At 70.5% G+C, this 26,079-nt stretch carries 26 protein-coding genes and 2 pseudogenes; 5 read left to right on the forward strand and 23 right to left on the reverse strand.

The window, feature by feature from the left end; translation table 11 throughout:
• Window positions 1–100: 100 nt before the first annotated feature.
• Genes OIE74_RS14525 through OIE74_RS14535 form a run of 3 tightly spaced genes read left to right on the forward strand, consistent with a single transcriptional unit; the run spans window position 101 to window position 3,594 of the window.
• Complete coding sequence (locus tag OIE74_RS14525; RefSeq protein WP_329382987.1) at window positions 101–2,326, forward strand: Tox-REase-5 domain-containing protein; 2,226 nt, start codon at window positions 101–103, stop codon at window positions 2,324–2,326.
• 45 nt (window positions 2,327–2,371) lie between these two features.
• Window positions 2,372–3,085, forward strand: a complete 714-nt coding sequence (locus OIE74_RS14530; RefSeq protein WP_329382989.1) for a hypothetical protein — start codon at window positions 2,372–2,374, stop codon at window positions 3,083–3,085.
• Window positions 3,082–3,594, forward strand: coding sequence for a hypothetical protein (locus tag OIE74_RS14535; protein WP_329382991.1), 513 nt, complete (start codon window positions 3,082–3,084; stop codon window positions 3,592–3,594). Before OIE74_RS14530 ends, OIE74_RS14535 begins: the two co-directional genes overlap by 4 nt.
• A 246-nt stretch (window positions 3,595–3,840) precedes the next feature.
• On the opposite strand, the pseudogene OIE74_RS14540 reads toward OIE74_RS14535, so the two are convergent.
• From OIE74_RS14540 to tsaB, 8 genes and pseudogenes are all read right to left on the reverse strand, one after another.
• Window positions 3,841–4,197, reverse strand: a pseudogene (locus OIE74_RS14540) (hypothetical protein); the annotation flags it as partial.
• Window positions 4,198–4,339: 142 nt separating this feature from the next.
• Window positions 4,340–4,978, reverse strand: coding sequence for a hypothetical protein (locus OIE74_RS14545; RefSeq protein ID WP_329382993.1), 639 nt, complete (start codon window positions 4,976–4,978; stop codon window positions 4,340–4,342).
• A gap of 94 nt (window positions 4,979–5,072) precedes the next feature.
• Complete coding sequence (locus OIE74_RS14550; protein WP_329382997.1) at window positions 5,073–6,329, reverse strand: RNA polymerase sigma factor; 1,257 nt, start codon at window positions 6,327–6,329, stop codon at window positions 5,073–5,075.
• 67 nt (window positions 6,330–6,396) lie between these two features.
• On the reverse strand, window positions 6,397–6,750 hold the full coding sequence (locus OIE74_RS14555; RefSeq protein WP_329382999.1) for a YciI family protein: 354 nt from the start codon (window positions 6,748–6,750) through the stop codon (window positions 6,397–6,399).
• 123 nt (window positions 6,751–6,873) lie between these two features.
• On the reverse strand, window positions 6,874–7,125 hold the full coding sequence (locus tag OIE74_RS14560; protein WP_329383003.1) for a hypothetical protein: 252 nt from the start codon (window positions 7,123–7,125) through the stop codon (window positions 6,874–6,876).
• 10 nt (window positions 7,126–7,135) lie between these two features.
• Complete coding sequence (gene tsaD / locus OIE74_RS14565; protein WP_329383006.1) at window positions 7,136–8,239, reverse strand: tRNA (adenosine(37)-N6)-threonylcarbamoyltransferase complex transferase subunit TsaD; 1,104 nt, start codon at window positions 8,237–8,239, stop codon at window positions 7,136–7,138.
• Window positions 8,232–8,717, reverse strand: a complete 486-nt coding sequence (gene rimI, locus OIE74_RS14570) for a ribosomal protein S18-alanine N-acetyltransferase (protein WP_329392298.1) — start codon at window positions 8,715–8,717, stop codon at window positions 8,232–8,234. Before rimI ends, tsaD begins: the two co-directional genes overlap by 8 nt.
• 20 nt (window positions 8,718–8,737) lie before the next feature.
• Window positions 8,738–9,409 carry a tRNA (adenosine(37)-N6)-threonylcarbamoyltransferase complex dimerization subunit type 1 TsaB gene (tsaB, locus tag OIE74_RS14575; RefSeq protein ID WP_329383009.1) on the reverse strand — a complete coding sequence of 224 codons (672 nt, stop codon included), beginning with the start codon at window positions 9,407–9,409 and terminating at the stop codon, window positions 8,738–8,740.
• Window positions 9,410–9,523: 114 nt separating this feature from the next.
• On the opposite strand from tsaB, the gene OIE74_RS14580 reads away from it, so the two are divergent.
• Entirely contained in the window at window positions 9,524–10,081 is a 558-nt protein-coding gene (locus OIE74_RS14580) for a hypothetical protein (RefSeq protein ID WP_443076114.1), read from the forward strand.
• 22 nt (window positions 10,082–10,103) lie between these two features.
• Here OIE74_RS14580 and OIE74_RS14585 read toward each other — a convergent pair whose 3' ends face one another.
• From OIE74_RS14585 to OIE74_RS14630, 10 genes are all read right to left on the reverse strand, one after another.
• Window positions 10,104–10,310 carry a hypothetical protein gene (locus OIE74_RS14585; protein WP_329383014.1) on the reverse strand — a complete coding sequence of 69 codons (207 nt, stop codon included), beginning with the start codon at window positions 10,308–10,310 and terminating at the stop codon, window positions 10,104–10,106.
• Between the two features lie 134 nt (window positions 10,311–10,444).
• Window positions 10,445–10,999, reverse strand: coding sequence for a tRNA (adenosine(37)-N6)-threonylcarbamoyltransferase complex ATPase subunit type 1 TsaE (tsaE, locus tag OIE74_RS14590; RefSeq protein ID WP_329383016.1), 555 nt, complete (start codon window positions 10,997–10,999; stop codon window positions 10,445–10,447).
• The gene (locus OIE74_RS14595) at window positions 10,971–12,215 is read right to left on the reverse strand and encodes an alpha/beta fold hydrolase (protein WP_329383019.1); all 1,245 of its coding nucleotides are present in this window, start codon (window positions 12,213–12,215) and stop codon (window positions 10,971–10,973) included. Before OIE74_RS14595 ends, tsaE begins: the two co-directional genes overlap by 29 nt.
• A complete protein-coding gene (alr, locus tag OIE74_RS14600) occupies window positions 12,212–13,453 on the reverse strand; it encodes an alanine racemase (RefSeq protein WP_329383022.1) in 1,242 nt (413 codons plus the stop codon). Before alr ends, OIE74_RS14595 begins: the two co-directional genes overlap by 4 nt.
• Window positions 13,454–13,528: 75 nt before the next feature.
• Window positions 13,529–14,632, reverse strand: coding sequence for a glycoside hydrolase family 43 protein (locus tag OIE74_RS14605; RefSeq protein WP_329383025.1), 1,104 nt, complete (start codon window positions 14,630–14,632; stop codon window positions 13,529–13,531).
• 69 nt (window positions 14,633–14,701) lie between these two features.
• A complete protein-coding gene (gene cutA / locus OIE74_RS38620; RefSeq protein WP_443076115.1) occupies window positions 14,702–14,887 on the reverse strand; it encodes a divalent cation tolerance protein CutA in 186 nt (61 codons plus the stop codon).
• A 13-nt stretch (window positions 14,888–14,900) separates the two neighbouring features.
• Complete coding sequence (gene tgmC / locus OIE74_RS14615; RefSeq protein WP_329383028.1) at window positions 14,901–16,100, reverse strand: ATP-grasp peptide maturase system methyltransferase; 1,200 nt, start codon at window positions 16,098–16,100, stop codon at window positions 14,901–14,903.
• A gap of 399 nt (window positions 16,101–16,499) precedes the next feature.
• Window positions 16,500–17,609, reverse strand: a complete 1,110-nt coding sequence (locus OIE74_RS14620) for a glycosyltransferase family 4 protein (RefSeq protein ID WP_329383031.1) — start codon at window positions 17,607–17,609, stop codon at window positions 16,500–16,502.
• Window positions 17,606–18,991 (reverse strand): hypothetical protein, encoded by a 1,386-nt coding sequence (locus OIE74_RS14625; protein WP_329383034.1) that lies wholly within the window; start codon window positions 18,989–18,991, stop codon window positions 17,606–17,608. Before OIE74_RS14625 ends, OIE74_RS14620 begins: the two co-directional genes overlap by 4 nt.
• Window positions 18,992–19,039: 48 nt before the next feature.
• Window positions 19,040–20,290: a nucleotide sugar dehydrogenase gene (locus OIE74_RS14630; RefSeq protein ID WP_329383036.1), complete on the reverse strand. Its 1,251-nt coding sequence runs from the start codon at window positions 20,288–20,290 to the stop codon at window positions 19,040–19,042.
• Between the two features lie 66 nt (window positions 20,291–20,356).
• On the opposite strand from OIE74_RS14630, the gene OIE74_RS14635 reads away from it, so the two are divergent.
• Complete coding sequence (locus tag OIE74_RS14635) at window positions 20,357–21,130, forward strand: glycosyltransferase family 2 protein (protein WP_329383039.1); 774 nt, start codon at window positions 20,357–20,359, stop codon at window positions 21,128–21,130.
• Between the two features lie 67 nt (window positions 21,131–21,197).
• Here OIE74_RS14635 and OIE74_RS14640 read toward each other — a convergent pair whose 3' ends face one another.
• From OIE74_RS14640 to OIE74_RS14660, 5 genes and pseudogenes are all read right to left on the reverse strand, one after another.
• Window positions 21,198–22,097, reverse strand: coding sequence for a TauD/TfdA family dioxygenase (locus OIE74_RS14640; protein WP_329383042.1), 900 nt, complete (start codon window positions 22,095–22,097; stop codon window positions 21,198–21,200).
• A 352-nt stretch (window positions 22,098–22,449) separates the two neighbouring features.
• Window positions 22,450–23,691, reverse strand: a complete 1,242-nt coding sequence (locus OIE74_RS14645; protein WP_329383045.1) for a helix-turn-helix domain-containing protein — start codon at window positions 23,689–23,691, stop codon at window positions 22,450–22,452.
• 84 nt (window positions 23,692–23,775) lie between these two features.
• Window positions 23,776–24,927 carry a DNA-binding protein gene (locus OIE74_RS14650; RefSeq protein WP_329383047.1) on the reverse strand — a complete coding sequence of 384 codons (1,152 nt, stop codon included), beginning with the start codon at window positions 24,925–24,927 and terminating at the stop codon, window positions 23,776–23,778.
• A 314-nt stretch (window positions 24,928–25,241) separates the two neighbouring features.
• Window positions 25,242–25,451 (reverse strand): DUF397 domain-containing protein, encoded by a 210-nt coding sequence (locus tag OIE74_RS14655; protein ID WP_329383050.1) that lies wholly within the window; start codon window positions 25,449–25,451, stop codon window positions 25,242–25,244.
• Window positions 25,448–26,056: pseudogene (locus OIE74_RS14660) on the reverse strand (DUF5753 domain-containing protein); the annotation flags it as partial. The gene OIE74_RS14655 and the pseudogene OIE74_RS14660, both read right to left, overlap by 4 nt.
• Window positions 26,057–26,079 lie beyond the last annotated feature (23 nt).

The raw sequence follows: 26,079 nt of genomic DNA on the forward strand, positions 1-26,079 counted from the left end.
CCATGCCTGCTGACGTGTTCAGGACATAAGCTCCGCTGTGGGGCGGCCTGCGTGTGCCGCCTGAACGCAGCGGTTCGTGAAGGTGGTTGGGGGGCTCGGAATGGCTGGTTACGGGGGAGCGTCGACATACGAGGGCGGGTGGACACCGCCGGATCCGTCGGGGCGGCGCGACATGCCCCAACTGCTCCAGTTCGCACGGTGGTTGATCCACGCGCTCTTCGGCTTCACCGTGCTGGGCGGGATCGGCCTGCTCCTCTCGGCCGCCGACGCCGACGCGATGGACGCGGAGCTCATCGGCCTCACCGTATGGGCGGCGGCGCCCGGCACGGCCGGCTGGCTGCTGTCCCGGCGGCTGTGGACCGGCGGTGTGTGGGAGTGGCGGGCTCTGCTCGCCGTACAGGCGTGGCTGATCGCCGGAGGCATCTCCAACATCACCGAGGGCTCGGTCCAGGGCTTCACCCAACTCCTCCTGCCCATACTGATCCTCGTCTTCCTGAGCCGCCCCGAGAGCCGGGAGTGGATCCGGCTCGATGGGGAACGGCGGGCGGAGCACCGGCGGTTCTCGTTCGCGCGGTTCATCAAGTGGCGCAGCGACGGGGGCCAGACGGCGCTCGAATACCTCGGGCTGTTCGTCCTCGTCGCGGCGATCATCGTCGGACTCACGGTGAGCGGCGTCGGCGGGCAGATATCCAACGGCCTCCAGTCCGCGGTCTGTTCGATCACGGGCGCGGCGTGCCCCGCGGCCGACGGCGACTCGGTCGAGGCGGGCGACGGCCAGGACGAACCCGGCGGCGACCAGGGCGATCCCGGAAACCCCGGCAACCCCGGTGACCCGGGCGATCCGCGGGACGGCGAGAACGGCGGCACCGTCCCCGTGAGCGTCGAGACCGACGAGGACCGCACCGACGCCGCCGCCGACGAACCCGGCTGGGAGGACGACCAGGCCGCCGCCGACGACGGCGATGACGGCGGGGAGGAGAAGGAGGACTGCGGGGGCTGGGGCTTCTTCTCCTGCGCGGGCGACCGGATCGGCCAGGTCGCCAAGGGCCTGGCGGTGGACGGCTTCTGGGGCGACGTCACCGGCGTCTGGGACCTGGTCACCGACCCCGGCGGCACATGGGACGGGCTGAAGGACTACGGGAGCCACCTGGGCGACGAGTGGTCCGAGGACGCCAAGGACGCCGGCGACAAGTGGGCGAAGGGCGACTACCTCGACGCGCTGACCGACTGGGGCGGCGCGTCCGTGAACACGGTCGTCTCGGTCGGCGACGACATCTTCGTCGGCGACGAGGTCCGCGACCGGTGGAACAACGGTGAGAAGACGCGGGCGGTCACCGACGTCGTATGGAACATCGGGTCCATCTTCATCCCCGGCTACAACGCGGCGAAGGTCGGCGGAAAACTCGGCAAGATCGGCAAGCTGGGCAAGCTCGGGAAACTGGGCAAGGCGGCCGACAAGGCGAGGGAGGCCGCCGAGCGGGCCCGGAAGGCCGCGGAGAAGGGCGACGTCAAGGCGGCCGACAAGGCGGCGAAGGAAGCCCAGCAGCACGCCGACGACGCCGAGAAGGAGCTGGCCGAGAAGGGCTGTGTGATCAGCTCCGGCCCGATCGGCGGCCGGCTCCCGGGCGGGTCCGGCGGGTCCGGCGGGTCCGGTACCAAGACTCCCTCGCTCAGCGGCGGGGTCAACGCCGCCGGACGGACCGTGGCGGTCTACCGGGCGAACGGCGTCCCCGTACTCCTGCCGTTCGAGAAGAAGTGCGACGGCGCGAGCCAGGAGGAGATCGACGCCGCCGAACAGGCCAAGAAGGACGCCGAAGCGGCGAAGGAAGCGCAGAAGGAGGCCGGCCGCAAGGCGGTCTCCAAGTGGAAGAAGCCGTCCTGGTACGGCGATCTGAAGAACCCCCGCAAGGGCTCCGCCGATCTCGGTGACGGCAAGTGGAAGACGAAGAAGTCGGTCGCGTACAACCCGGCGATGGAGCGCTGGATGCGGTTCCAGGAGCAGGTCTCCGGGGTGAAGCGCGGCAAGGAGTACTCGGTGAAGGACCCCGACACCGGCCGCGACGTGGACTTCGACGGCTGGGACTCCGCCGGGCAGAAGTACAAGGAGGCGAAGTTCGGCTACGGGGGCAAGGTCCGCCCGGATGGCACTCTGGAACCCGCACAGGCCACCAAGTGGGTCGAGCAGGCGCGGCGCCAGGTGCGGGCGGCGAACGGCAAGCCGGTTGAATGGAACTTCTCCAACAAGCAGGCCGCCGACGCCGCACAGAAGGCGTTCGACGATGCCGGGGTGGACGTGGACGTCGTCCACACGCCCTGGAAGAAGTGAGAAGCGGGAAGCAGGAGCACGATCGGAGTGGCGGGAGTGTCGAGCATGGCGAGCGAGACCATCGTGAAGGCGTCCTGGGGACCCAGGCCCGAGTCCTCCCAGGAGCTGGCCGGGCACTGGCTGGCCCTGCTGGGGCGGCTGACGGACCTGTCGGGAGGCGACCTGGCCGAGTGGCGGTGGGACACCGACGGCGCCGCGCCCGGCGAGACCGTGCCGGATGAGGTGGGCGCCTTCGCGGCGGCGATCGAGGCGGCCAACCCGCACGACGACGCGGACATCATCGGCCGCACGGGTGTCGTCGTGGCCAGGCGGCAGGACGGCGGATACGCGCAGCTCAAGGTGGGGGCGGGCGGTACGGACGGATACACCCCGTTCAACGCGACGCTGCTGCTCTTCCCCGGCTCCCCGGGCGCCGCGGCGCCGCTCGCGGACCGGCTCCCCGAGGCGCTGGCCGCCGTGGCCGACGTCTGGGACGCGGACACCGGGAGCGCGCACGACCGCGAGCTGTTCAACGCGCTGAAGTCCGCGTACGGGCTGCGGGCCTCGCACCCGCGCTGCGGCTGGGCCGTCTTCGTGTCGGCGAACCGGGCCGCGCGGGTCCCCGCAGACCTGGCCGCGCCACGCCTGGCAGCCGGGCCCGGCGGAGTCGTACTGAATATCGGTCCTTCCACGGACGCGGTGCTCGCGGCGCACAAGACGCTAGCCGACGCGGGCGTGCTGGAACCGCTGCCCACGCCGGCGGACCGGCCGAAGCTGTGACCTCGGGGGCTTCGGGGGCCGGGGCACCGGGACGCGACCCGCTCGCGTTCAAGGCGGCGGTCGACGCGCGGACCGCCGCCGTCGAACGGCTCGCCACCGCGCCGTACGCCCCGCCCTGGCCGGACGGCGTGGACCCGGGCCGGTCCGGCGCGGGGGCGGACTTCGCGATCGTCGCGCTGCGGGTCAGCCCCGACTTCCACGAGGACGAGGACGGCGAACTCCACGCGGCCGTCACCGACGAGTACGAGACCGAGCTCTGGGGCGTCGTCCTCGCCCTCGACACCCGGTGGGGCGCACACCTGACCGTCGGCCTTGAGGAGGACGGCGACCGGCATCTGGCCGGGGAGCCGGTGCCGCCCTTCCACGCGGCCCTGTTCGACCTGGGCTACTACGGCGACCTTCAGACATGGCGGGTGGGCGGGCGGCTGGTCGCCGTCGGTGTGGGGCAGCCGGACGCGGAGGAGCCCGTGGTGCTGTTCGCGGCGGTCAGCGGCGCGCCGGGCGCCTGAGGACGCTCAGGGCGCACCCGGTCAGTCCTGGTCCTTGTCCCCCGGTTCCTTGGGCTCCTCCGGCTTCTTCTTCAACATCTCCGGTATCCCGGACGCCTCAGGCTTCTCGGATGCCTCAGGCTTCTTGGACGTCTCAGCCTTCGCGCGCTTCTCAGGCGCCGTCCCAGCAGTCCCAGCCGTCTTCTTCGGCCCGCCGGCCTGCTGCTCCGCGCCCTTGAGCTGGGCGTCCAGCAGCAGCTGGTCCAGGTCGGTGATCTCGTCCGCGTAGATCTGCGAGAGCGGTTGCGGCCCGACGTACTGCTGGCAGTTGCACTGCGCGAGCTCGTACCGCTTCGGCTTCTTGTTCTCGTCCCAGGCCGTCGCCACTTCCACGTTCTCGTGGCACTTGCCCTGCTTGTCGTGCTTGGCGAGATGGTGCGTACACCCGCAGACGGGCTCCGGCGGCCTGTGTGACTCCTCCAAGGCGAGCCGGCCGCCCTCGACGAGCTTGATGCGCTCCACTCTTCGCTCGTGCCTGGTGCGCAGCGCGCTCCGGCCCGTATCGGCGACCCAGCTGAAGCCACCGACCATGAAGAAGACGAAAATCCACCACAGCCAGTTCATCCGCCGCCCCTTCACCCCTGAAATGGCGCATGCGTTCCACCCAGGATAGAACGGACCGCGTAGGAACGACCTCAGAGAGCGGGGGGCGACTTCGGGACACATCCGGACATCACCCGTCGCTCATGTCCCGTAAATCACCGTCTCAGCGGTGGGCGCCGCCGCGTCCGCGCTCGGGTGCCGGGCTCAGTACGTGCCCGGCCCACCGCTGGTGGAGTACGGCCCTGATCGCGCCGAGCACGCCGATGACCAGCGCTATCACGCCGATCCCGACGAGATACGCCACCTCGCCCAGGCCCGCGGAATCCGGCTGGCCACCGCCGGTCAGGGCCAGCACCAGCCCTGCGACGCACAGCGCTACGGACATTCCCAGCCACATCGCGCTGCGGGCGCCCGCCCGCAGCCGGTGGTCGTTCTCGGGGTCGTACGCCAGTTCGGCCCAGGCGTCGAGCCTCTCGCGTACGGCCTGGTCCCTGGCGACGGCGAACCCGACGCCGATCACGGCCGGGACCAGGACCATCACACCGAGGACCAGTTCGACCAACCCAGTGATGTAGTCGGCTGTCCGGTCCTCGAAATGGCCGAGCCCGAGGCTGACCAGGATCCATCCCAGCGCCGCCCCGAGCCCGAGCGACCAGAGCAGCAGCATCCGGGCGACGGAGAGACCGTGCCGCTGCAACTCCGCCATCGCGGCAGCCCGGTCCGCGAGTAAGGACTCCAGGTCGGGCCAGTCGTAGACGTCCGCGGGCGGCGGTGGGGGCGGCAGCGGCGCACGACGGAACATCCGGGGAGGTTATCGCCCGTGATCATCGCGGGGCGGACCGGGGATCACCGCCGGGGATCACCGCCGGGGATCACCGCCGCGTGGGCCATTCGGGTCAGAGCCCGGCGGCGCGCTCCTCCAGCAGCGTGCGTTCCCGTTCGTTGCGGGCCAGCCCTGCCGCCCGTACGAACTCGGCCCGCGCCTCCTCCGTGCGCCCCAGCCTCGCCAGCAGATCCCCGCGCACGCTCGGCAGCAGGTGGTAGCCCTTGAGCGCGGGCACCGCCGCCAGCTCGTCGACCAGCGCCAGGCCCTCGGCCGGCCCTTCGGCCATCGAGACGGCGACCGCGCGGTTCAGCTCCACGACGGGCGAGGGGGTGAGCGCGGCGAGCCGCCCGTACAGCGCGGCGATCATGGTCCAGTCGGTGTCCTCGTACGTCGCGGCCCCCGCGTGACACGCGGCGATCGCCGCCTGGAGCGCGTACGGGCCGGGGGCGCCGCCCAGCGCGCCGGCCCGGGTCAGGGCGTCCACACCACGGCGGATCAGCAGCCGGTCCCAGCGGGAGCGGTTCTGGTCGGCCAGCAGGACGGGCGCGCCGTCGGGGCCGGTACGGGTGGCCGTACGGGACGCCTGGAGCTCCAACAGGGCTGCCAGGGCGTGTACTTCGGGCTCCTTGGGCATCAGTGCGCTCAGTACGCGCGCCAGCCGCAGCGCGTCCTCGCACAGGCCAGGACGCAGCAGGTCGTCCCCGGCTGTGGCCGAGTAACCCTCGTTGAAGATGAGGTAGATGACCTCCAGCACGGACGCCAGGCGCGCGTCGCGCTCGGCGCCGTACGGCACTTCGAAGGGGACGCCCGCCTTGGCGAGGGTCCGCTTGGCGCGCACGATGCGCTGGGCGACGGTGGGCTCCGGCACCAGAAAGGCGCGGGCGATCTCCTCGGTGGTGAGGCCGCCGAGCAGCCGCAGCGTGAGGGCGAGGCGCGCCTCGGTGGACAGGACCGGGTGGCAGGAGACGAAGACGAGCCGCAGCAGGTCGTCGTCGATGTCGTCCGCCTCGGCGGGCTCGGGCGGCGGAGCGGTTTCCTCAAGGGTGCGGCCGACCTCGGCGAGCTTGCGCGCGTACGTCTCGCGGCGGCGTACGAGATCGATGGCCCGGCGCCGGGCGGTGGCCATGAGCCAGGCACCGGGATTGTCCGGGACCCCTGATCGGGGCCACTGTTCAAGGGCGGCGACGAGAGCGTCCTGCGCCAGTTCCTCGGCGATGCCCACGTCACGTACGACGCGTGCGACGGCGGCGATGATCCTGGACTGCTCTATCCGGAACACCGCTTCCACCGCGCCCGCACTGCCGCCGCCCTCGCCGTCTGCCGTCACGGCCACCCATCAGAACACCAAGGGCGGACGGACGCCAGCGCGGGGTGGCGGGCGTGCGGGCCGGGGGTTACTCGCCGATCTCGCGCACCTGGACCGAGATCGTCCAGGTGTCCTCGTGGATCTGCAGGAACCGCTTGCTCCACTCGACGGCCTCGGCCTGGTTCTTGGCCTGGAGGATCGAGTAGCCGCCGATGACTTCCTTGGCCTCGGTGAAGGGCCCGTCGGTGACGGAGAGCTTCCCGCCGGACCACAGGACACGGGTGCCCTGCGCGGACGGGGTGAGTCCGGCGGTCTCCAGCATGACCCCGGCCTTGTTCATCTCTTCGATGAGCACGCCCATGCGGTCCATCAGTTCGGCGCTGGGGCCCTCGGAAGGAGCGTTGTTCTCGTCCAGGTGGATCGTGGTCAGATAGCGCGGCATGGTGACTCCTCGGTGTGCGGTGGCGGGGCTGTTTCCCGCCTCTCACCCTTGCGTCGAACAGGCCGGGCCGGGATCGACACACGCCGCGACTTTTCTTCGAAAAGTTTCCGGCGGCGGTCCGGATCAGTCGGCCGTCTCGAACCGCCAGCGGTGCACGGCCCGCGCCACCAGGTCATCGGCCGGCTCCGGGATCTCGGGCAGGTCCGCGTCGTACGGGGCGTCCCACCAGGTCATCACCAGCACCCGGCCGCCGGGCGCGGTGAGCGTCTCGCGGCGCTCCGGGGCGGGGGCGAGGTCCGCTTCGCGGGCCCACGCCAGCAGTTCGGCGCCCCGCCCGGGGGCGGCCTTGGCCTCCCACATCAGCGCGACGGTCATCAGTCGGCGGTCATGAGTAGAGGTTCTCCTTGCTGACCTCGTGCACATGGTCGTGGTCGTGCGTGTGGCCCTGTCCCGGTACATGGGTCTCCGTCACCGGCAGCGAGGAGTCCGCCGACAGGTCCCAGTCCGAAGCGGGCCGGTTCCGCGCCACCATCTCGGCGCCGAGCGCGGCGACCATCGCGCCGTTGTCCGTGCAGAGTCCGGGCCGCGGCACCCGCAGCCGGATGCCCGCCCGTTCGCACCGGTCGGCGGCCAGCGCCCGCAGCCGGGAGTTGGCCGCGACACCGCCGCCGATCATCAGGTGGTCCACGCCCTCGTCCTTGCAGGCGCGCACCGCCTTTCGCGTCAGCACGTCCACCACCGCCTCCTGGAAGGACGCGGCCACGTCCCGTACGGGCACGTCCTCGCCCGCCGCCCGCTTCGCCTCGATCCAGCGGGCGACCGAGGTCTTGAGCCCGGAGAAGGAGAAGTCGTACGGCGCGTCGCGCGGGCCGGTGAGTCCCCTCGGGAAGGCGATCGCCGCCGGGTCGCCCTCGCGTGCGAGCCGGTCGATCACCGGGCCGCCGGGGAAGCCCAGCTGGAGCACGCGCGCGATCTTGTCGAAGGCCTCGCCCGCCGCGTCGTCGATGGTCGCGCCCATCGGCCGTACGTCCGCGGTGATGTCCGGCGCGAGCAGCAGCGACGAGTGCCCGCCGCTGACCAGCAGCGCCATCGTCGGCTCGGGCAGCGGCCCGTGCTCCAGCTGGTCGACGCAGATGTGGGAGGCGAGGTGGTTCACGCCGTAGAGCGGCTTGCCGAGCGCGTACGCGTACGCCTTCGCGGCCGACACCCCGACCAGCAGCGCCCCGGCCAGCCCGGGACCTGCCGTGACCGCGATCCCGTCGAGGTCGCGGGCGCTCACCCCCGCCTCCTGCAGGGCGCGCTCGACCGTCGGCACCATGGCCTCCAGGTGCGCGCGCGAGGCGACCTCGGGGACGACACCGCCGAAGCGCGCGTGCTCGTCCACGCTGGAGGCGATGGCGTCGGCGAGCAGGGTCGTACCGCGGACGATGCCCACGCCCGTCTCGTCGCACGAGGTCTCGATGCCGAGGACGAGAGGTTCGTCAGCCATTGGTCCCTGTTCCTTGTGTGGGGACGCCCCGCTCGTCACGCATCGACAGGCGCATGACGAGGGCGTCGACGTTGCCCGGCTGGTAGTAGCCCCGGCGGAAGCCGATGGGCTCGAAGCCGAACCGCTCGTACAGCTTCTGCGCGCGGGGGTTGTCCACCCGCACTTCGAGGAGCACCTCCTCGCATTCGAAGGCGGTGGCGTGCTGGAGGAGATCGGTGAGCAGCCGGGAGCCGAGCCCGGTCCCCCAGCGGTCGCGGGCGGCGGCGATGGTCTGTACGTCGCCGAGGCCACCGGCGGCGGCGAGTCCGGCGTAGCCGACGATCCGGCCGTCGTCGGCCTCGGCGACCACGTAACGGCGGGTGGCGGCGGGGCCGCGCGCGTGGGCCAGCTCGGACCAGAACATGCCAGGTGACCAGGCGTCCTCGGGGAACAGCTCGTACTCCAGGGCGAGTACGGGCTCGATGTCCCACCAGCGCATCTCGCGCAGCGTCGTGTCGGTCACTTCGGGGTGACCACCTTGTAGTTCTTGGGCACCTGCGCGTCGGGGCGGCGCAGATAGAGGGGCAGCGCGGGGAGGAACGCGGCCTTGAGCGCGTCGCCGTCGCCCGCCGCGAGTCTCTCTGCGGCAAGGGAGGCGAGCGCGGCGGCGGACTGGTGCTCGGGCCCGCGCGCGTCCGGGAACTCCCCCGGGTAGAGCGTGCCGCCCGCCCCGACGACCGGCAGTCCGGCCAGCTCGGCGGCGATGTCGGCGGGCCGGTCGACGGCGGGCTCGGTCAGGCGCGTACGGGAGTCGGCGTACCGCGCCCAGTAGACCTCCTTGCGGCGCGCGTCCGTCGCGACGGCGAAGGGCTCGTCGAGCCCGGCGGCGTACGCGAGTCCGTCCAGCGTGCACAGGCCGTGGACCGGCACCCCGAGCGTCGAGCCGAGGGCCGCGGCCGTGACGAGGCCGACGCGCAGTCCGGTGTACGGGCCGGGGCCCACACCGACGACCAGGTCCGTCACGGCCCCGAGCCCGAGACCGGCCCCGGCGAGGACGCGGTCGACTGCGGGCAGCAGCAGCTCGCCGTGCCGGCGCGCGTCGACCTGGCTCTCGGCGGCGAGGACGGAGACACCGTCGTGGAGGGCGACGGTGACGGCGGGCGTGGCGGTATCAACGGCGAGCAGCAGCACACAAACAGCCTACGGCTCCCCCCACGCCCTCCGGGGCCGGGCACGGCACCTCAGCCGCTCCCTCGGCTGCTGCTAACGTCACCACGCAGACGTACGTACGAGAGGTGGATCAAGGTGTCCAGGAGCAGCTCGGGATTTGTGGCCGGGCTCACCGCGCTGGCCGTGGCCGCCGTCGGTTTCCTCGCGTACCAGGCGTCGGCGAACGTGCCGGACGAGCTCGCGTCGCCCAAGAAGCCGGGCTCGTCGGCGGCCGGCTCTCCGGCGGGCAAGGAGAAGAAAAAGGACGCGCACGCGGTCCCTGCGGCGTCGGGCGCCGGTCAGCGCGTCGTCTACGCGCTGGCGGCGAAGCGCGTGTGGCTGGTGGGCAAGGCGGTGGGCCAGAAGCCGCGGACCTTCGTGGTCATGCCGAGCACGGTGAGCCCGCCCCCGGGCACGTATCAGGTCACCTCGCGCTCCGGGGAGATCACCGGGTCGGACGGGGTGGACATCGAGCACGTGGTGCGGTTCGCCAATGTCGGCCAGGTCGCGATCGGCTTCAGCGCGGCGGTGGACGGGACGATGGCGAAGCCCGACCCGAACCTGAAGACGGGCGGCGTGCGGATGGCGCCGGCGGACGGGGACGCGATGTGGACGTTCGCGCCGATCGGTTCGAAGGTCGTCGTCGTCCCGTGAACGGGACACCGGCCCCGCCCGGCTACGCCGCTTCCGCGCCCCCGTCGTCCTCGACGCCCTCGTCGTAGGCACGCTCGACGTCGTCGGCACGCGACTCGGTCGGCGGGGTCGATACGGCGCTGGCGGCGGCGCACGATGCCAGCAGCTCGCTCATCGACACGGACGAGGGGTCAGGGGACGGGATCGTCGGCTCCGACGGTCGCGCTTCGGTGCTCTCTGTCGCCGACATGGATGCCTCCTGAGGCTCCGGGGGCAGGCTGGTTAGGCAAACCTAACCAAGTCTCGTTCACCATGTGACCACGGCCGCACGGCATAGGCAACAGTTTACCGACGTCGTGTCGGAATCGACGCGGACGGCGTGACTCAGCCCACAGAGGCGGTGAGGTCCACGTCCGCCCAGCGCCTGCCGATCCCGGTCAGGGTGACCACGCGCAGGTCGTGCTCCTCCACGGCGAGCGGGTCCGTCCCCGTCCCGCCCCCGAGCACCCGGTCGATCACCACCTGGAGCCGGTCGTCGGACAGCTCCTCGACCTTCCCCTCGCCCCACTCCACGACCACCACCGAGTCCGGCAGCGACACGTCGAGATCGAGGTCCTCCATCTCGTCGAGACCGCCGCCGAGCCGGTACGCGTCCACGTGTACGAGCGGCGGGCCCGAGGTCAGGGAGGGATGCACCCGGGCGATGACGAAGGTCGGGGACGTGACCGCGCCCCGTACACCGAGCCCGGCGCCCAGGCCGCGCGTCAGCGTCGTCTTGCCCGCGCCGAGTGGGCCGCTGAGCATCACGAGATCGCCGGGGCGCAGCAGCGCGGCGAGCCGCCCGCCCAGCTCGCTCATCCGCTCGGGTGAGTCGACGGTGACACGGGCGGTGACGCGGGGGGCGGTGGGTTCAGCCGCCGGGCTGTGCGGTGCTTCCATACGAACCCACGTTAATGGTTGCCGGCACGGCACCCGCCCGTACCAGCAGGTCCGCGAGCCGGTCGGTGACGGCCTCCGGATGCTCCAGCATCACCAGATGGCCCGCGTCCGGCACGATCACCAGCTCGGAGTCCGGCAGCAGGTCCGCCATGGCCTCGCTGTGCGAGCTGGGCGTGATGAGATCCCGGTCCCCGGCCAGCACCAGCACCGGGACCTCCATGAAGACCGGCAGCGCCGCCGACTTGTCGTGCTCGGTGAACGCCGGGTAGAACTCCGCCACCACGTCGATCGGCGTCCCCTCGATCAGCCGCTCGGCGAACCGCGCGACGGCCGGGTCCACGTCCTTCGAGCTGAACGAGTAGCGCTTGATCAGGCCCGCGAAGAGATCGGCGGTCGCGCGCCGGCCGCGCTCGACCAGTTCGGTCTGCGAGCCGAGGGCCTTCAGTACGCCGGGGAGCACCCGGCGTACGGCGTTCACGCCGGCCACCGGCAGCCCGAAGTTGACCTCGCCGAGCTTCCCGCTGGAGGAGCCGACGAACGCGGCGCCGACAACCCGGTCCTGTATGAATTCGGGGAAGTTGTCCGCGAGCGCCATCATTGTCATGCCGCCCATGGAGTGGCCGACGAGGACGAGCGGGCCCTCGGGCGCCGCCTCGTCGATGACCGCCCTGAGGTCGCGGCCGAGCTGGTCGATCGAGACGGGGACCCCGTCCGGTCCCTGCTGCGCCGCGCCCCGGCCGGAGCGGCCGTGGCTGCGCTGGTCCCAGAAGACGGTCCGCACCAGACCGCGCAGCGCGGCGCGCTGGAAGTGCCAGGAGTCCTGGTTGAGGCAGTAGCCGTGGCTGAAGACGACGGTGACGGGCGCGGGGGCCTTCCGGCCGAAGAGTCTGCGGCGGCGCGGGGTGCCCGCGCCGGACTCGGGGTCGACGTCGTCCACCTCGAAGTAGAGCTCGGTGCCGTCGTCGGCGACAGCCGTGCCGGGGGTGCCGCGCAGGGAGCCGTACGGTCCCGTCGAGTCGAGCGCCAGCCGGGCCTTCTTGCGCATGCCGCGGCCGACCGTCATCCGCTCGATCGCGACGCCGGCCGCGGCCCCGGCGGCGATCACGCCTATCGCCGTGCCGGCGATGCCGGCCAGCCGCCACGTGCCGCCGGTGCTCACGGCCTTGGCGGCGTCGGCGGCGACCGCCACCACGCCCCCCGCTTTGCTCTCGCTCAACGTCCCGCTCCTTGTGGTCCCACGCCGCCCCGGTCTCCGCCGTCTCCGCTGTCTCCGCCGTCTCCGCTGTTCTCTTGCCCATTCACATAGACGCGGGGAACACGCGGACCGATACGGGTCACGATCTCGTACGCGATGGTGCCGGCCGCCTCCGCCCAGTCGGCGGCTGTCGGCTCGCCCCGGTCGCCGGGTCCGAAGAGGACGGCGGGCGCGCCCTCCTGGACGGCGTCGGCGTCCGGGCCGGTGCCGAGGTCCACCACGAACTGGTCCATGGCGACCCGCCCTGCCACCCGCCGCACCTTCTCCCCGACGAGTACGGGGCCCCGGCCGGACGCGTGGCGCGGAACGCCGTCCGCGTATCCGAGGGGGATCAGCCCGAGGGTCGTCTCGGCGGGGGTGCGGTACTGGTGGCCGTAACTGACGCCGTGCCCCTCCGGTACGCGCTTGACCAGCGCCACGGACGCGGCGAGCGTCATGACGGGCCGCAGGCCGAGCTCCGCCGAGGTGCCGACCTCGGGGCCGGGCGAGATGCCGTAGACGGCGATACCGGTCCGTACGAGGTCGAAGTGCGACTCGGGGGCGGTGAGGGCGGCGGGAGAGTTCGCGATGTGCCGGACCTCGGGCTCGACGCCGGCCTTCTCGGCGTACGCGACGAGTTCGTGGAACAGGTGGAGCTGCGCGGCGACCGAGGGGTGGCCCGGCTCGTCCGCGCACGCGAAGTGCGACCACAGGCCGGTGACCCGGACGGTGCCGGCGGCCTCGGCGGCGCGGGCGGCGGCGACAAGTTCTGGCCAGTCGGCGGGCTGGCACCCGTTACGGCCGAGCCCGGTGTCGGCCTTGAGCTGAATCCGCGCGACCCGCCCGGCCTCCCGCGCGGCTGCGGTCACCTCGCGCAGCGCCCACATCCCGCTCACGGACATGTCGATGCCGGCCTCGATGGCCTCGCGCCAGGGGTCGCCGGGGGTCCACAGCCAGCACAGAACGGGGGCCTCGATCCCGGCGGCCCGCAACGCCAGCGCCTCGTGCGGCGTCGCGGTCCCGAGCCAGCTCGCCCCGGCGTCGAGGGCGGCCCGCGCACAGGGCAGCGCGCCGTGCCCGTACGCGTCGGACTTCACGACGGCCATGAGCCCGGCACCGGGCGCGAGCCGGCTCCGCAGGGCACGGACGTTGCCACGCAGAGCGCCGAGATCGATCTCGGCACGGGCGCGAAGGGGCGAGGTGGGTACGGTTCCGGTCATCCGGAACAGTCTCTCAGAGCCCCCCGCACCCGCCGGAACACGAAGCTCCGCCGCCCGGCCGCCCGGAGGCGGTTCTCACTCGAAGAACTTGAGGCTGTATCCGACGGTGGTGGTGGCGCCGGGGACGTTGGCCCTGCGGTAGGTGGTGCTGCCCCACCAGACGGCCGTGCCGCTGTACCACTGGCGGTTGGCCCACGAGTACGGCGTGCCCTTGGCGACCGCGTGGAACATGGTCGGGAACCGGTTGCCGGACGGCGGACCCGCGGCGGCGTCGCCGCGTGGCAGGACGAAGGTGTGATGGCCGGGACCGTCGACGTTCAGCGTGGGGTCCCAGCCCTGCATCATGGTCGCGGCGTGCGAGCCGAACAGGCAGCCGTTGCTCTTGTACCAGTCCCACACGTACGTCGGATCGCCGCCGGCCCGCAGCCGCAGATCGGCGATGCAGTACTGATTGCTCCAACTGCCGTTCGCGGAGTACACGATGTGCAACTGCCCGCTGGGGTCGACGATCGGCTGGGGCGCCTCGTTGATGTAGGGGTTGCCCACGACCCGTTCCCACGGCTCGCGCGGCTGCGATATGACGTACCGGCCGCCGGTGGTCGCGGTGGGACCGCTCATCCGGGCGATGTAGAGGTTCTGCTCGACGTTGGTGTCGCCGGACCAGCCGGACCACACGAACCAGCGCTGCCCGCCGAAGGTGAAGGGCGCTCCGTCCAGGGCCCACTTGTCGCCTGGCAGGGCGACCTTGGTGGCGGCGGAGTAACCGCTGTCCGGGCTGGCCGAGCCGATGTGGTACATCCGGTGCGCCGCACCGGTGCCGGCGGCGAAGTAGATGCGGTACTGCCCGTCGTGATGCACGATCTCCGGCGCCCAGACCTCACCGAGGCCGCCGGTGTCCCGCCACACCTGGTGCTTGGGCGCGGTGGCCACGGCCTCCATGGTGGACGCCGTCCGCACCGCGATACCGCCGTCCACGGCCTTGGCGGAGACGTAGAGATCCCCGACCTTGATCACGCTCGGGTCGGCGCCGCCGACGAGGGGACGGCCGAGCGTGGAGGGCGGGCCGCCGGTCACGGCGTCGACGGCCTTGGCGGGTCCGGCGGCGGTGACCTGCCCGAAGACAGAGGCGCCGAGAAGTCCGAGGGAAATGGTGCCGATGATCCAACGTCTGAGGGACATCAGATTCCTCCCGATCATGTCCACGACAAAGGGAGTCGCGCTTCATAGTCACGCCACGGTGACCGTCCGTCAATAGACGGGCGACCGTGTCCCCATGTGCCGTATGACCGACCCCGTGCGCCCTAGCTGTTCGTCTCCGACCGGCCCGTCGATCTGCGCGCAGGCGGCGAGACGCTTCCCTACTGCGCTCGCCCCGAGGTTCTGCGCCTTCTCCTTGTCGTCCGTCGTGGTGAGTACGGCGAGAAAGTCGGCCACGAGGGCTCTCCTCTCAGGGCTGGGGCAGCGACAGTCCGGGCATCTGCGGGTGCCGTAAATGCTGCCCGTCGTCGTGGACGTGCAGCGTGAACGCCCCCGGCCCGGGTCGGCCGGCCGCGTCGTAGGCGTCCAGGACGCGTTCAACGCGCTCCCAGAGTCTCACCGGACCGCCCTCCCGCACCTGCCACGGGCCGTCGTCGGGGGTGAGGGTGGCGGCGGAGCCGGTGACGACGTCGACCAGGTGCACGACCTCGCCAACGGTGGTCATCTGGGCGTCGGGCACGGCGCATTGAGCCAGGAACCGCAGATGGAACGCCTCCTCGGTGGCGGCGCTGATCCGTTCGGGGCTGTGCCGCGCGCTGCGGGGCCTCGCGGGCAGTCCCGCGGCCCAGTGGGCGGGGTTGCCGAATGCCGGCGCCGCGTGGGTGCGGGCCGCCATGAAGGACACGGTGCCGCTCAGCAGATGCCCCTCGGCGGTGCCGTCCTCGGCGACGGTGAGCAGGACACGGGCGTACCCGTAGAGCCAGCCCGACAGGGTGAGAAGAATCTTCCCGCCCGGCCGGGTCTGCGCGATCAGTGCCGGAGGCACGGCGCGGAAGGAGCAGGCGGCGACGATCCGGTCGAACTTCTCCTCCGGCCAGTACCCGTACAGTCCGTCGGCCACCGCAAGGGTTGGGGTGTAACCACACCCGTACAGCGCGCTCGCCGCCGCCTCCAGCCGGTGCGGGTCCACCTCGATGCTCGTGATGTCGGCGGAGCCGAGCCGTTCGCAGGCGAGCGCGGTCGAGTAGCCGGTGCCGGTGCCGATCTCCAACACGGTGTGCCCCTCGGCGATTTCGGCGTCTACCCACATTCCCGCGACCAGGGACGGCAGGGTGGAGGATGAGGTCGGTGCGCCGCCGTGGCGTACGGCGGGCCGCGTCCAGTCGGGTTCGTCCCCGTCGAACTGCGTGATGAGCGTGGTGTCGGAGTACGCGGCGGCCAGCCAACGGCCCTGGTCGAGTGCGGCGGTGAGCGGCTCCCACATTGTCAGCCCATGCGCGTCCCGTTCACCGGCCGGCAGATAGAAGCCAGGCACGAACCGATGCCTGGGCACCGTCTCCACGGCCTGCCGCCAGTCCGGATCGGCGAGGACTCCGTCTCGGTCAAGGGCCTTCGCCATCGCCTCCCGCAGCCGTTGGGCGTCCTTCTCCAGATCGGCGGGCATGGTCATGGCCTGCCGCCTCCTTCCGTGCTCAGGATGTCGGCGAACGCGGCTGTGATGGCGGGCGCGTCCGGGAGCCAGCCCCATTGGCCGTTCGGATTGCACTCGATCGCGGTCCAGTGTGCCGGGTCGTCCCCATCGCTCCCTGCTGTCGCTGCGCAAAGCGCGCGCACAGGCGATGCTCGGCGAATCCCGGGACTGCTACCGCGAACTCGCCCAGGCCGAACGGCTACTCAGCCCGGCCACCGAGGAAGTCCCCAGTTGGTGCGCCTGGATGAGCCCCGCCGTTATGCGATCTGTCAACCTGTCTCAACGCCGAGGTGTCTCACAGCTTATCTACGTCCTGGCATCGTGAATCATCACAGGACGCGACCTCACCAGTCCCGAGGCCGGTATCGAAACACCGGGTCAGGAGGTAACGCGGAGCGTCAGTTCGCGAAGCTGGCGGCCGGTGGCAGTGATGTCGTATCGGCGCGCGTTATGTCGAGCCGCCTTGATCAGGGCCTTCCGCCGATGGAAGTCTCGGCCCATCTCGTCTAGGGCCACGGCCAGCGAGCACGGGTCGCCGGGAGTGTACGGAACACCAGCGCTCCCGAGGATTTCCCTCACACCGGGAAGATCGGAGTAGACAACCGGAAGTCCGTGGGCTTGGGCCTCAATGAGGACGAGCCCGAAAGCCTCCAGACCCTTGGTCGTGAAGACGAAGGCGTCGAAGTTCGGCAGGCGGCGCCACAGTTCGGCGCGGGGCAGGAACGGATCAAAATGGACTCGATCCCGCAGGCCGAGTTCGACAGTCCGCTGTTCCAGATGCTCCCGTTGGGGTCCGTTGCCGATCACGGTCAAGTGGTGCGGCTGATCGGTCAATGCGAGGGATTCGACGGCGGTGATCGTGGATTTGTTGTCGTCCAGGCGGCCGGCGTGTACCAGAGACAGGGGACCGGACCCTGCGGACGGCTGATCGCGTACATGGGCATCGGCCAGACGGATGCCCCACGGGATGATGACGATGCGGTCGGTGAACCGGCGCCCGGTGAGGCGATCGATGCGGTCGGCGAGGACCGAGGTCGGGGTGACGATCGCGGCGCTTGCACCGGCGACTTCGAGCACGGCCTCGTGCTCCGCCATGTTGCGCTCGGCCGCCATCACTTCGGGGCCGTGAGCGACGGAGATGATCGGGATCGTGCCGGCGGTGCGACTGAGCGCGAGGCTGAGTGCGAACCCGACGTTCTGGGCGTGGATGGCGTCCGGCCGGATCTGCTCGATGAGCTTCCCTACCTCTTGCGTCAGCTCGTCCACGTAGGTGTCGAAGCCAGGGCCCTGGGGTTGCTTCGTCGTGGAGAGGGGGATCAGGTGATCGAACGCGGTCTTCCACACCGGATGGACCGGTGTCCGGCCAAGGAAGGTCGTATGGGTGTTGGGCATGGCGCGGTAGAGCTCGCCGACGAGGATCATGCTGCCGGACGAAGGCTCGGACGTGCGGTTGATGCCGGTGAGGATAGTCAAGGGTTTCGTGGTCACGCGGAGATCCCCTCGATAGATGACCGGTAGGCGGGAACCGAGGACGGGGCACTACGGTCCACCATGACCTGCGGATCAGTGGTGATCACCCGTCCGCGGTTGCGAGGTGGCGCCCACCACGACGCCAGGTGCGGCGTGAGGACAGCGGTGATCTCCTGGGCCGGGTGCAGGAAGCCTCTGCTGTCCCGCTTTGCCGTCCACGCCCTGACTGCCGACCGGGGGTAGACGGGGTGTATCCCGATCTCGCCCTTGGGGAGGATGCCGTTGAAGGGCGTGGGGATGCCCTCGTGGTTCCAGTAGTCCCAAGCCTCCAGCGCCTTGGCCTTCTCGAAGCAGTGGTAGAGCTGCCGATAGCGCGGCATGTACCGGATCTCGCGAAAGACCATCTGCCCGACCAGCCCCGGCGCGACGTACCGGAGCGCGCTGAGATCAATGCCCCGGAAGCTCACCGTGGCCGCGTCCTGGGACGGGTGCAGCGCGATCCGGGCGAACAGATGGGACAGCCGCCGCCGCACGTACTCGGCGACTCCCGGAGCGAGCGCCGGTTCCACGCCGGCGATGAGCTGGACGAGCTGCTGGTGGCGCGGATGGAAGCGGGCCAGGTCGAACAATCGGTGCATGCCGTCCACGGCGGCGAACGCGAGTCGCTTGTACAGCCAGTTGTTCAGCTCTCCGACCTGGGCGTAGCCCCTGGTCTCCGGAGTCGTGGAGTGGAGCATCAGGTACTCGGACAGCACCTCGAAGTACAGGTAGCCGAGAAACGGTACAGCGGGCACGGCAGCGGCCAACTGGTCGATGAACTCGGGGGCCTCCGTGGCGCGGCCGACTGCGTTGCGCAGGGCGGTGTCGAGGAATCCGGCCGCGGCGCCCAGCCCGGTCAGCACGGCATGGTCAAGCTGGTCGTTCTCGACCAGGGTGAGAAATTTCTGGTACCGCAGGTAGGTACGCAGGTGGATGGCACCGAGGTGCAGATAGTCCACGCCCTTGGTGGGGATCGGAGCGTCCGGGATGACCTCGAAGATCATGGGCGTGGTGCCGGGCTTCGTCTGCATCAGGTAGGCGCCGAGATTGTGCGGACGCAGTCCTTCCCGCTGACGGGTCAGAGGGGAGCAGTACAGGGCCCCGACCAGGCACCCGGTGGAGACATGCAGCTCACCGCTGGTGCGGATCGCGGCGATGTCCTTGGTGGTGTGCAGCAGGTACATGGGCCGGTCGCTGACGAGCGCTTCGGTCATCGCGCTGTGCTGGATCAGCCAGCCGTTGGGGGTGTCACCTTCCAGGTAGCGGCGCCAGTCGCCCTCGCTCTCGGCCAACGAGGCAGGCGCGGGGCGCCGCGCGGGCCGGGTGTAGTCCGTGTGGACGTGCTCCCATTCGTCACGCAAGGGAACTCCTGGGGTTGAAGTCAGCAGCGGGCCAGGGGGGTTCGGGAACTACAGGGTCTCGACGTTCGCTCCGGACAGGCGGTTTCGGCAGTCGAGCACGTACGGCGCGTGCTTCTCGATCATCACGAGGTCGAATCGCGGATGATCCATGAGAAGAACCACCGCATCAGCGGCGGCTACCTCTTCCGGGTTCGCATCGACCCGGGGCACGTTCAGCTCGGTGTCGACGCCGTCCGGGATGTTGGGTTCGGAGCCGCGGACATCGGCACCGAGGCCGATGAGAAGTTCGGCGACACGCGCCGACGGGGAATTGCGCAGGTCGGTGGCGTCGTACTTGTAGGTCAGGCCGAGGAGTAGAACCTGAGATCCGCTGACCGGTATGCCCCGCTTGTTGAGTGCTTCCACGAGGCGCCGGACTACGTAGTCGGGCATGTGCCGGTTCACGTCGGCGGCGAGTTCCGCGAACCGGAACGGGATGCCAAGCTCCTGCTGGGCCTTCCACGAGAGGAACATCGGGTCGACGGGCAGGCAGTGCCCGCCGACCCCCGGTCCCGGGGTGAACTTCGTGAATCCGAACGGCTTGGTCGCGGCGGCGTCGATCGCCTCCCAGATGCTCACGCCGAGGGCATCGGCCAACATCGCCATCTCGTTGATCATGGAGATGTTGACGAACCGGAAGGTGTTCTCCAGCAGCTTGGCCAACTCGGCGACCTTCGGCCCTGACACCGGCACCGTGGTCTGGAAGATGCCGTCGTAGAAGTCCTTGATCACGTCGAGCGATTTGGCGTCGATTCCGGACACCAGCTTCGGCGTCCCGTCGAACGACCACCGCTTGTTTCCGATCCGCTCGGGGCTGAAGCCAGCCAGGAAGTCTGCCCCGCCTTTGAGGCCCGAGGTCTCTTCCAAGATCGGCAGCAGCAGCTCCTCGGTGGTGCCGGGATAGCTCGTGGACTCCAGGACCACCGTCGCGCCGTGGCGCAGGTGCTCACCCAGTGTCCGGGCGCAGGACTCGATGTAGGTCAGGTCGGGCACGCCGTCTCGCAGCGGGGTCGGCACGGTGATTACCGCGATATCGAAGCCGACCAGTGCGGCAGTGTCGGCGGTCACGGAGTAGGCCCCGGTCTCCAGCACCGCGCTGAGCCGCGAGGAGGCCACGTCCTCCACGTAGGACTGGCCGGCGGCGAGCTGCTTGACGCGGCGCCGGTCCACGTCGTAGCCAACGACACGGTGTCCCACCTCTGCGGCGCGTACGGCCAGCGGAAGCCCTACGTAACCCTGACCAGCGACAACTATCTGCACGGCAGCTCCTACTCGATTCCGGTGCTTGAATGGACCGTCGTTCCTGGTCTGGCAAGGAGAAGCGCTGTGCCCCTGGTGTCTGTCGTGATGCCCGTGTACAACTCGGCACCCACCCTCGGCGCAGCCGTCCGATCGGTGCTCACGCAGACCCACAGCGACCTGGAGCTCCTGGTCACCGACGACCAGTCCTCCGATGGCTCCATGGACCTGCTCCGCGAGTTCGCCGAGCAGGACGAACGCGTCCTGCCGGAGTCGGCACCCGAACAGGGAGGCGCGGGCCGGGCCCGCAACCTCGCGATCGAGCGGGCCCGCGGGGACTACATCGCCTTTCTCGACAGCGACGACATGTGGCTTCCGGAGAAGACCGAGAAGCAGCTCGCCTTCGCCGCGGAGGCCAGTGCGCCGTTGACGTTCACCTCGTACTTCAAGATGGACGCCGACTACGAGGGCGAGAGCACCGACTGGGTCCCGAACGGCCGGGTGGTCCGTGCGCGGCAGCACGTGAACTACCGCGCGATGCTGGTCCGAGACCACATCGGCGCCCTCACCGCCATGTACGACCGCAATGCCCTGGGCACGAGGCTGATGCCGGAGATGCGCAAGCGCCAGGACTACGCCCTCTGGCTGTCGATCATGCGGGACGGCGCTGACGCCCGAGGCCTGGCTGAACCGCTTGCGGTGTACAGGGCCCACCAGGCGGGATCGCTCTCCTCCAACAAACTGTCGCTCGTGCAATACAACTGGGCCCTGTATCGCGAGCACGAGCATCTGTCGGTCCCACGGGCGACGCGGGCACTGAGCGGGGCTGTATGGCAGTCTCTGCGTAACTCGCGCATCTAGGTTCGCGAACGGGCCCGGGGCGCCCGGTGCGCAACCGTTTCGGTGGGTCACCGGTGCCTTCGACCGGCTACGCGGCCGAGCCGTTGCCGGCCCTCGCGCGCAGGAACAACTGCAGGAGCAGCCGCCTGTCGGAGACCGGGACGGCCTCCTGACCACTGTGGAGCGCCTCCCGACCGTGCAGGAAGCGGCGCTGGTTCACGATGAGGTAGTCCCCGGGCTGGAGCATGAGGGAGACCTGCCCCCGGACAAGCTCCGCAGCGAGTTCCCTGGCGGCGTCGGCGTGCGCCTGGCCGAGCTCGGACCTCTCCAGCATCTTGGCGGTGAACCGGACGAACCCCTCGCCCGGGGCGGAGCCGTCCAGGATCGGGAACGGCTTGTACTCCTCGCCCACGCCGAACAGGTCGAAGAAGGTCCCGTAGTGGTAGGCCGACTCGGCCAGCAGGGCACGGCTGTCCTCCGACAGCCGCGCCACCGCAGCGCGGGCGTCGGACAGGATGCTGGGGCCCCCGCCGAGCGGGTCGGGGCGAACGCACAGGAGCGTGGTGTAGTCAGGGGGCAGGGTCCCGTTCACCAGGTCCATGTGGAAGGCGTTGTAGCCGATGCCGCTGGACTTGCCGGGGTCCTTGTCGACCTTGACCCCGATGTCCTTCCACAGGGGCCACCGAGGGAAGGGCGAGAAGGGAATCGCCACCTCGGCCGCGAAGGCCGTCGCCAGCCGCTGGAACCTGTCGTCGACCCCCAGGGCCTTGGCGAGGTTTCCCAGGCGCAGCACGGCGTATCCGCCGCCCTCCCCGGTCAGCGAGTGGCGCAGGATCGCGGCGGTTTCCTCGAACTGCGGGGTGACCTTCAGCTCGGCCCGGTACCGCCCCATGGTGGACTGCGCCAGGAACGCGCCGTCCAGTTTCCAGAGCGGGAGAGAACAGTCGATCAGAGCGGCTTCGAGTTCGCTCGGGATGTCGATGAGCACGCGGAGCTTCCTTCTCTCTTGGGGTTCTCGACGTTGACCGGGAACAGGCCGCTGCCCCGAGACCGTGGGGAGTCGGCAGGTCTCTCCGGGCGGCACCCACCCTCGACCGTGACCGAAGGTAATGACACCAGCACTCTGGGGTGTTCACTGTCGTGAACCCGCGGCCCCCGAGCCGGTTCAGGGCCGACAACGCGTCGCCGAACCGAGCGTTCGCGTAGGCAGCAATGCCCTCAGTCGCGTACGGACTCCACGCGGAGGTGTGTACGGGCGAAAGTGCTCCACCGCGTACGACTTGTGCACTTCGGCAACGTACGGACTTATGTCCTCAGCCGGGGCCGAGCGCCACCGCCGGTCACAGTGGCAGGCCGATCCGGTGGGCCAGGCCCCGCAAGTCCCGGGAGATGTTGGCCGGCAGTTGCCGGTCGGTGAGGAACTCGACGGTGTTTCTCACCGGCGCGTTGGCGTGGATGCGCTGGGGGGCGATCCGCTCGGCGGTCAGCAGGGCCGCGACCGCCTCGGCCTCCCGGCCCCGCAGATGGGCCAGGGACCGGCCCAGATCGGCATGGAAGGCGGCCTGCCGCCCCGGAGCCTGTTCCAGGGCCTCGGGATGCACCCTGCCCCCGGCGGTGACGGCATCGCCGTGCAGACCAAGGTCGGTGTTCAGGCTCACCTGGTGGATACCGACGTTGGTGGGGCCGAAGTTCAGGTGCCAGGCCCGCGTCTCGCCGGTGCTGCTGGCGAGGTTCGCGGCCTCGGCGAGGTGGCCGCGGACTTCAGCTGCCCGGGCCTTCCCGGGCCGGTGCCGGTCCTGGGTCAGCGAGGTGGCGGAGATCAGGTGGAGTTCGCCGAGCAGAGCATGCGCGTCTGGGCTGTTCAGATGTGCTTCCAGGCTGTTGGCGGCGGCGGTGGCCTGGGCCAGGGCCTGGGTAGGGCTGCCGACCGACATCAGCACATGCGTGTGGAAGAAGCCGGAGAGTGCGGAGTAGACCGGGTCGTCGAGTTCCGCGATTCCCTGGGCGGCGCGGGTGACCGCGATGAACGCCAAGTCGGTATAGCCGAGGTTCTTCAGCAGCAGCGTGCAGGCCGGGTGGTAGGCGTCCGCCAGCAGCTTCAGCAACTCGCGCCGGGCGCCTCCGACAGCGGCCTCGGCCGCAGCATGCAGGTCGGACAGCAGCGCGGGCAGCCCGGCGGCGAGGGTGCCGTACTCGGCAGAGTGGTAGAGCCGATTGGCCTTCTCCACTCGCTCGGCCAGGACCGACGCCGGAACCTGGGGCGGGCGGCGGTCCGGCGGGGTGGCCATGGTGATCCCCATCAGCGTCAGCCGCAGGGCCGGGATCGCCTCATGGGCCGCAGTCGCGTGCGGGGCTGCCGGGGCGAAGGGCTGACCAGTCAGCTCGGACGGGGCGACCTGCAGGGCCTCGGCGAAGGAGGTGATGTGACTGGAGCGGTCCAGCAAGCGCCGACCATTCTCCACCATCGACAGATAGCCGACCGAAACCCCGGCCAGGCCCGCGAGGTTACGCAGGCTCATCCCCCGCTGGCGACGGGCCGAACGCAAACGCTCGCCGATCCGCCTCGCCTGCTCTTCGTCCATCGCCCCCGCCTCAACTCCCGTACCTCAGCCGTAGCGTAGGGCGAGCCTGGCGCCCCAGGGGTCTTTCCCGCCAAGACGGGGGCGTCACCGCACCCCAGCCTGCTCGGCCAGATTCCGCACCGCTGTGGCCTGGACGGTGTCGGTGGTGCGGGCGGCGAGCACGGCGACCAGTTCCCGGGCGAAGGGGTCCAGCCGCAGCCGTAGCGGCGCCGCCGCGTCGGCCTCGACGAGCCGGGCGACGGCCCCATCGGTGTGACCCTGGCGGGCCTCGGCCGCCGCGGCGACCAGCAGCAGGCCCGAACGCTGGGCACCGCCGAGTCCCGACTGATCCGTCGCGCGGGCGCGGCTCGCGGCCTCGGCGGCGTCCCCGTACTCGGCGGCGACGGCGGCGCGCGCCGCGTTGACCAGGGTCGACTCCCGCACGTCGGCGGCCCGTTCGGTGGCCGTCGCAATGAACTTGTCGGCCTCCGTGCGGCGTCCGGCCATGGCCTGGGCGACGGCGGCCAGCGCCGGAAGCTCCCACCCGGCTCCGGCGTCCTCGGCACGTACGGCGCGGGCCAACGCGTACTCCGGCAAGCCGAGGTCGATCAACAGCCGCACCTCCTCGACCAGCACCGGCAGCGGTTCCCGGGGACCGGGGCTGGCCCTGTGTAGCAGCATCCAGGCAAGTTCCTTGTAGCCCAGGCGCCGCAGCAGCCCAGCGCCCAGCACATGCACCCGGACCCGCAGCCGCATCGCCTCCTCCCGGCAAGACGGCGAGGCAGCGGCAACCGCTTGGTCCGCGCCGTCGATCAGCTTCGGCAGCGCGAGCGCAAGGCCGACCTCATCGCCGGCCGCATCGGCCTGTGCGGCGGCCCGGGTCCGCTCACCCAGCTCATCCAGCATCAGACCGGCGGCCGTATCCGGGTGCGGGCGAGCGATGCGGCGCCGCAGATGGAAGGCGACGGCCCGCACCGCCGCGTGCTCCTCCCCGCGCGGCGGGTAGGGCTGTCCGGTCAGGTCCGCGACATCCAGCCGCAAGGCGGCGGCCAGCGCACCCAACCGACCGCGGCGGTCCACCCACTCCCCGCCCGTCTCCAGCCCGGCAACGTAATCGAGCGGCAGCCCGGCGCCGGAGGCCAGATCCTCGCGGGTCAGTCCGCGGCGAAGGCGCCAGACACCCAGGCGGGCCCCGACCGGGCCGCGGGCGGCCGTCTCGTCCAGCTCGCGCATCACCAGATTGCTCGCATACCCCACCGCCCGGACCGTGTGCTCTGCCAGGGCAGAGGCCCGCTCATGTCGCTCAGGGGATCTCCGCGATGAGCGCGTATGCCCTTCGCGCGACACATTAGTCACACCGCTGAAGGCGATGCGCGTCCGGCGGTTGATGCGTCGGGTCAGGACCCGGATCTGATTGGCGTAGGCGACCAGGGTTCCTTCAGATCGCGGACCTCGGAGGCATGTTCTCGGCGAAGCTCGCGCTCCGCCTTCTTCATCCGGGCTACCTCCGCCCGCAGTTCCGAACACGGAGTCGAACTCCTCCGCCACGAGGTCGCCAGGGCGAGGTGAGGTCAGAAGGAGCCGAACTGCCCTGCCTTGACGCCCGCGACGAACGAAGCGAAGGAGCCGGTGGTGAAGTCGAGGACCGGGCCGGCCACGGACTTGGAGTCACGGACGGGGACGATGCCGCGGGTCGCGGCGAGATTGGCGGCGACCTCGACGCATGCGCCGCCGTTGTTGCTGTACGAGGACTTGAACCAACGCGGGGTCTCGGTGCTCACGGGGTGCCCTTTCGTACCTCATTGATCATGGCCACGGATGCAGCTTGTGACAGCGCTTCGGCCTGTAGTTGATGGTAGGCCGTCAGCATGGGCAGCACGAACGTACTTTCCCGTTCAAGATGCCCTCGTTGAGCCGACTCGGCGTACGACATCAGCGAGCGATCCGGCATCGTCAGAATGTACAGCGGCAGATCGAAGGGACGGCGGGCACCCATGTCGAAGGGGGCGACTTGGAGGACGGTGTTCGGCAACGCGGCGAACTCCACCAAGAGCTTCAACTGAGCGTCCATGACCCCGGGTTCCCCGATGGGCCGACGGATGCAGCTTTCGTCCAGCATCACGAACACCATCGGCCGATTTTTTCTGGCGAGCGAAGCTTGTCGCTCCGCAACGAGCGCGACCCGCTCAAGCGCCTGGTCTGCGGTGATCGCTCCCCGTTTGACGGCACTGTCGGCAAGTACGTCCGCGTACTCCGGAGTCTGGAGCAAACCGGGGATGACTCCTACCTCGTACAACCGGATCTCAGCCGCTCGGCCTTCATGCCCCACGTACTCCGGGAAGCCTTCCAACAACGACCCCTGTCGGATGTCGCGCCATTCGCGCTCGACCGCCACGGAAACCTCTGGAT

The organism is Streptomyces sp. NBC_01716, from assembly GCF_036248275.1.
GTDB lineage: Bacteria > Actinomycetota > Actinomycetes > Streptomycetales > Streptomycetaceae > Streptomyces.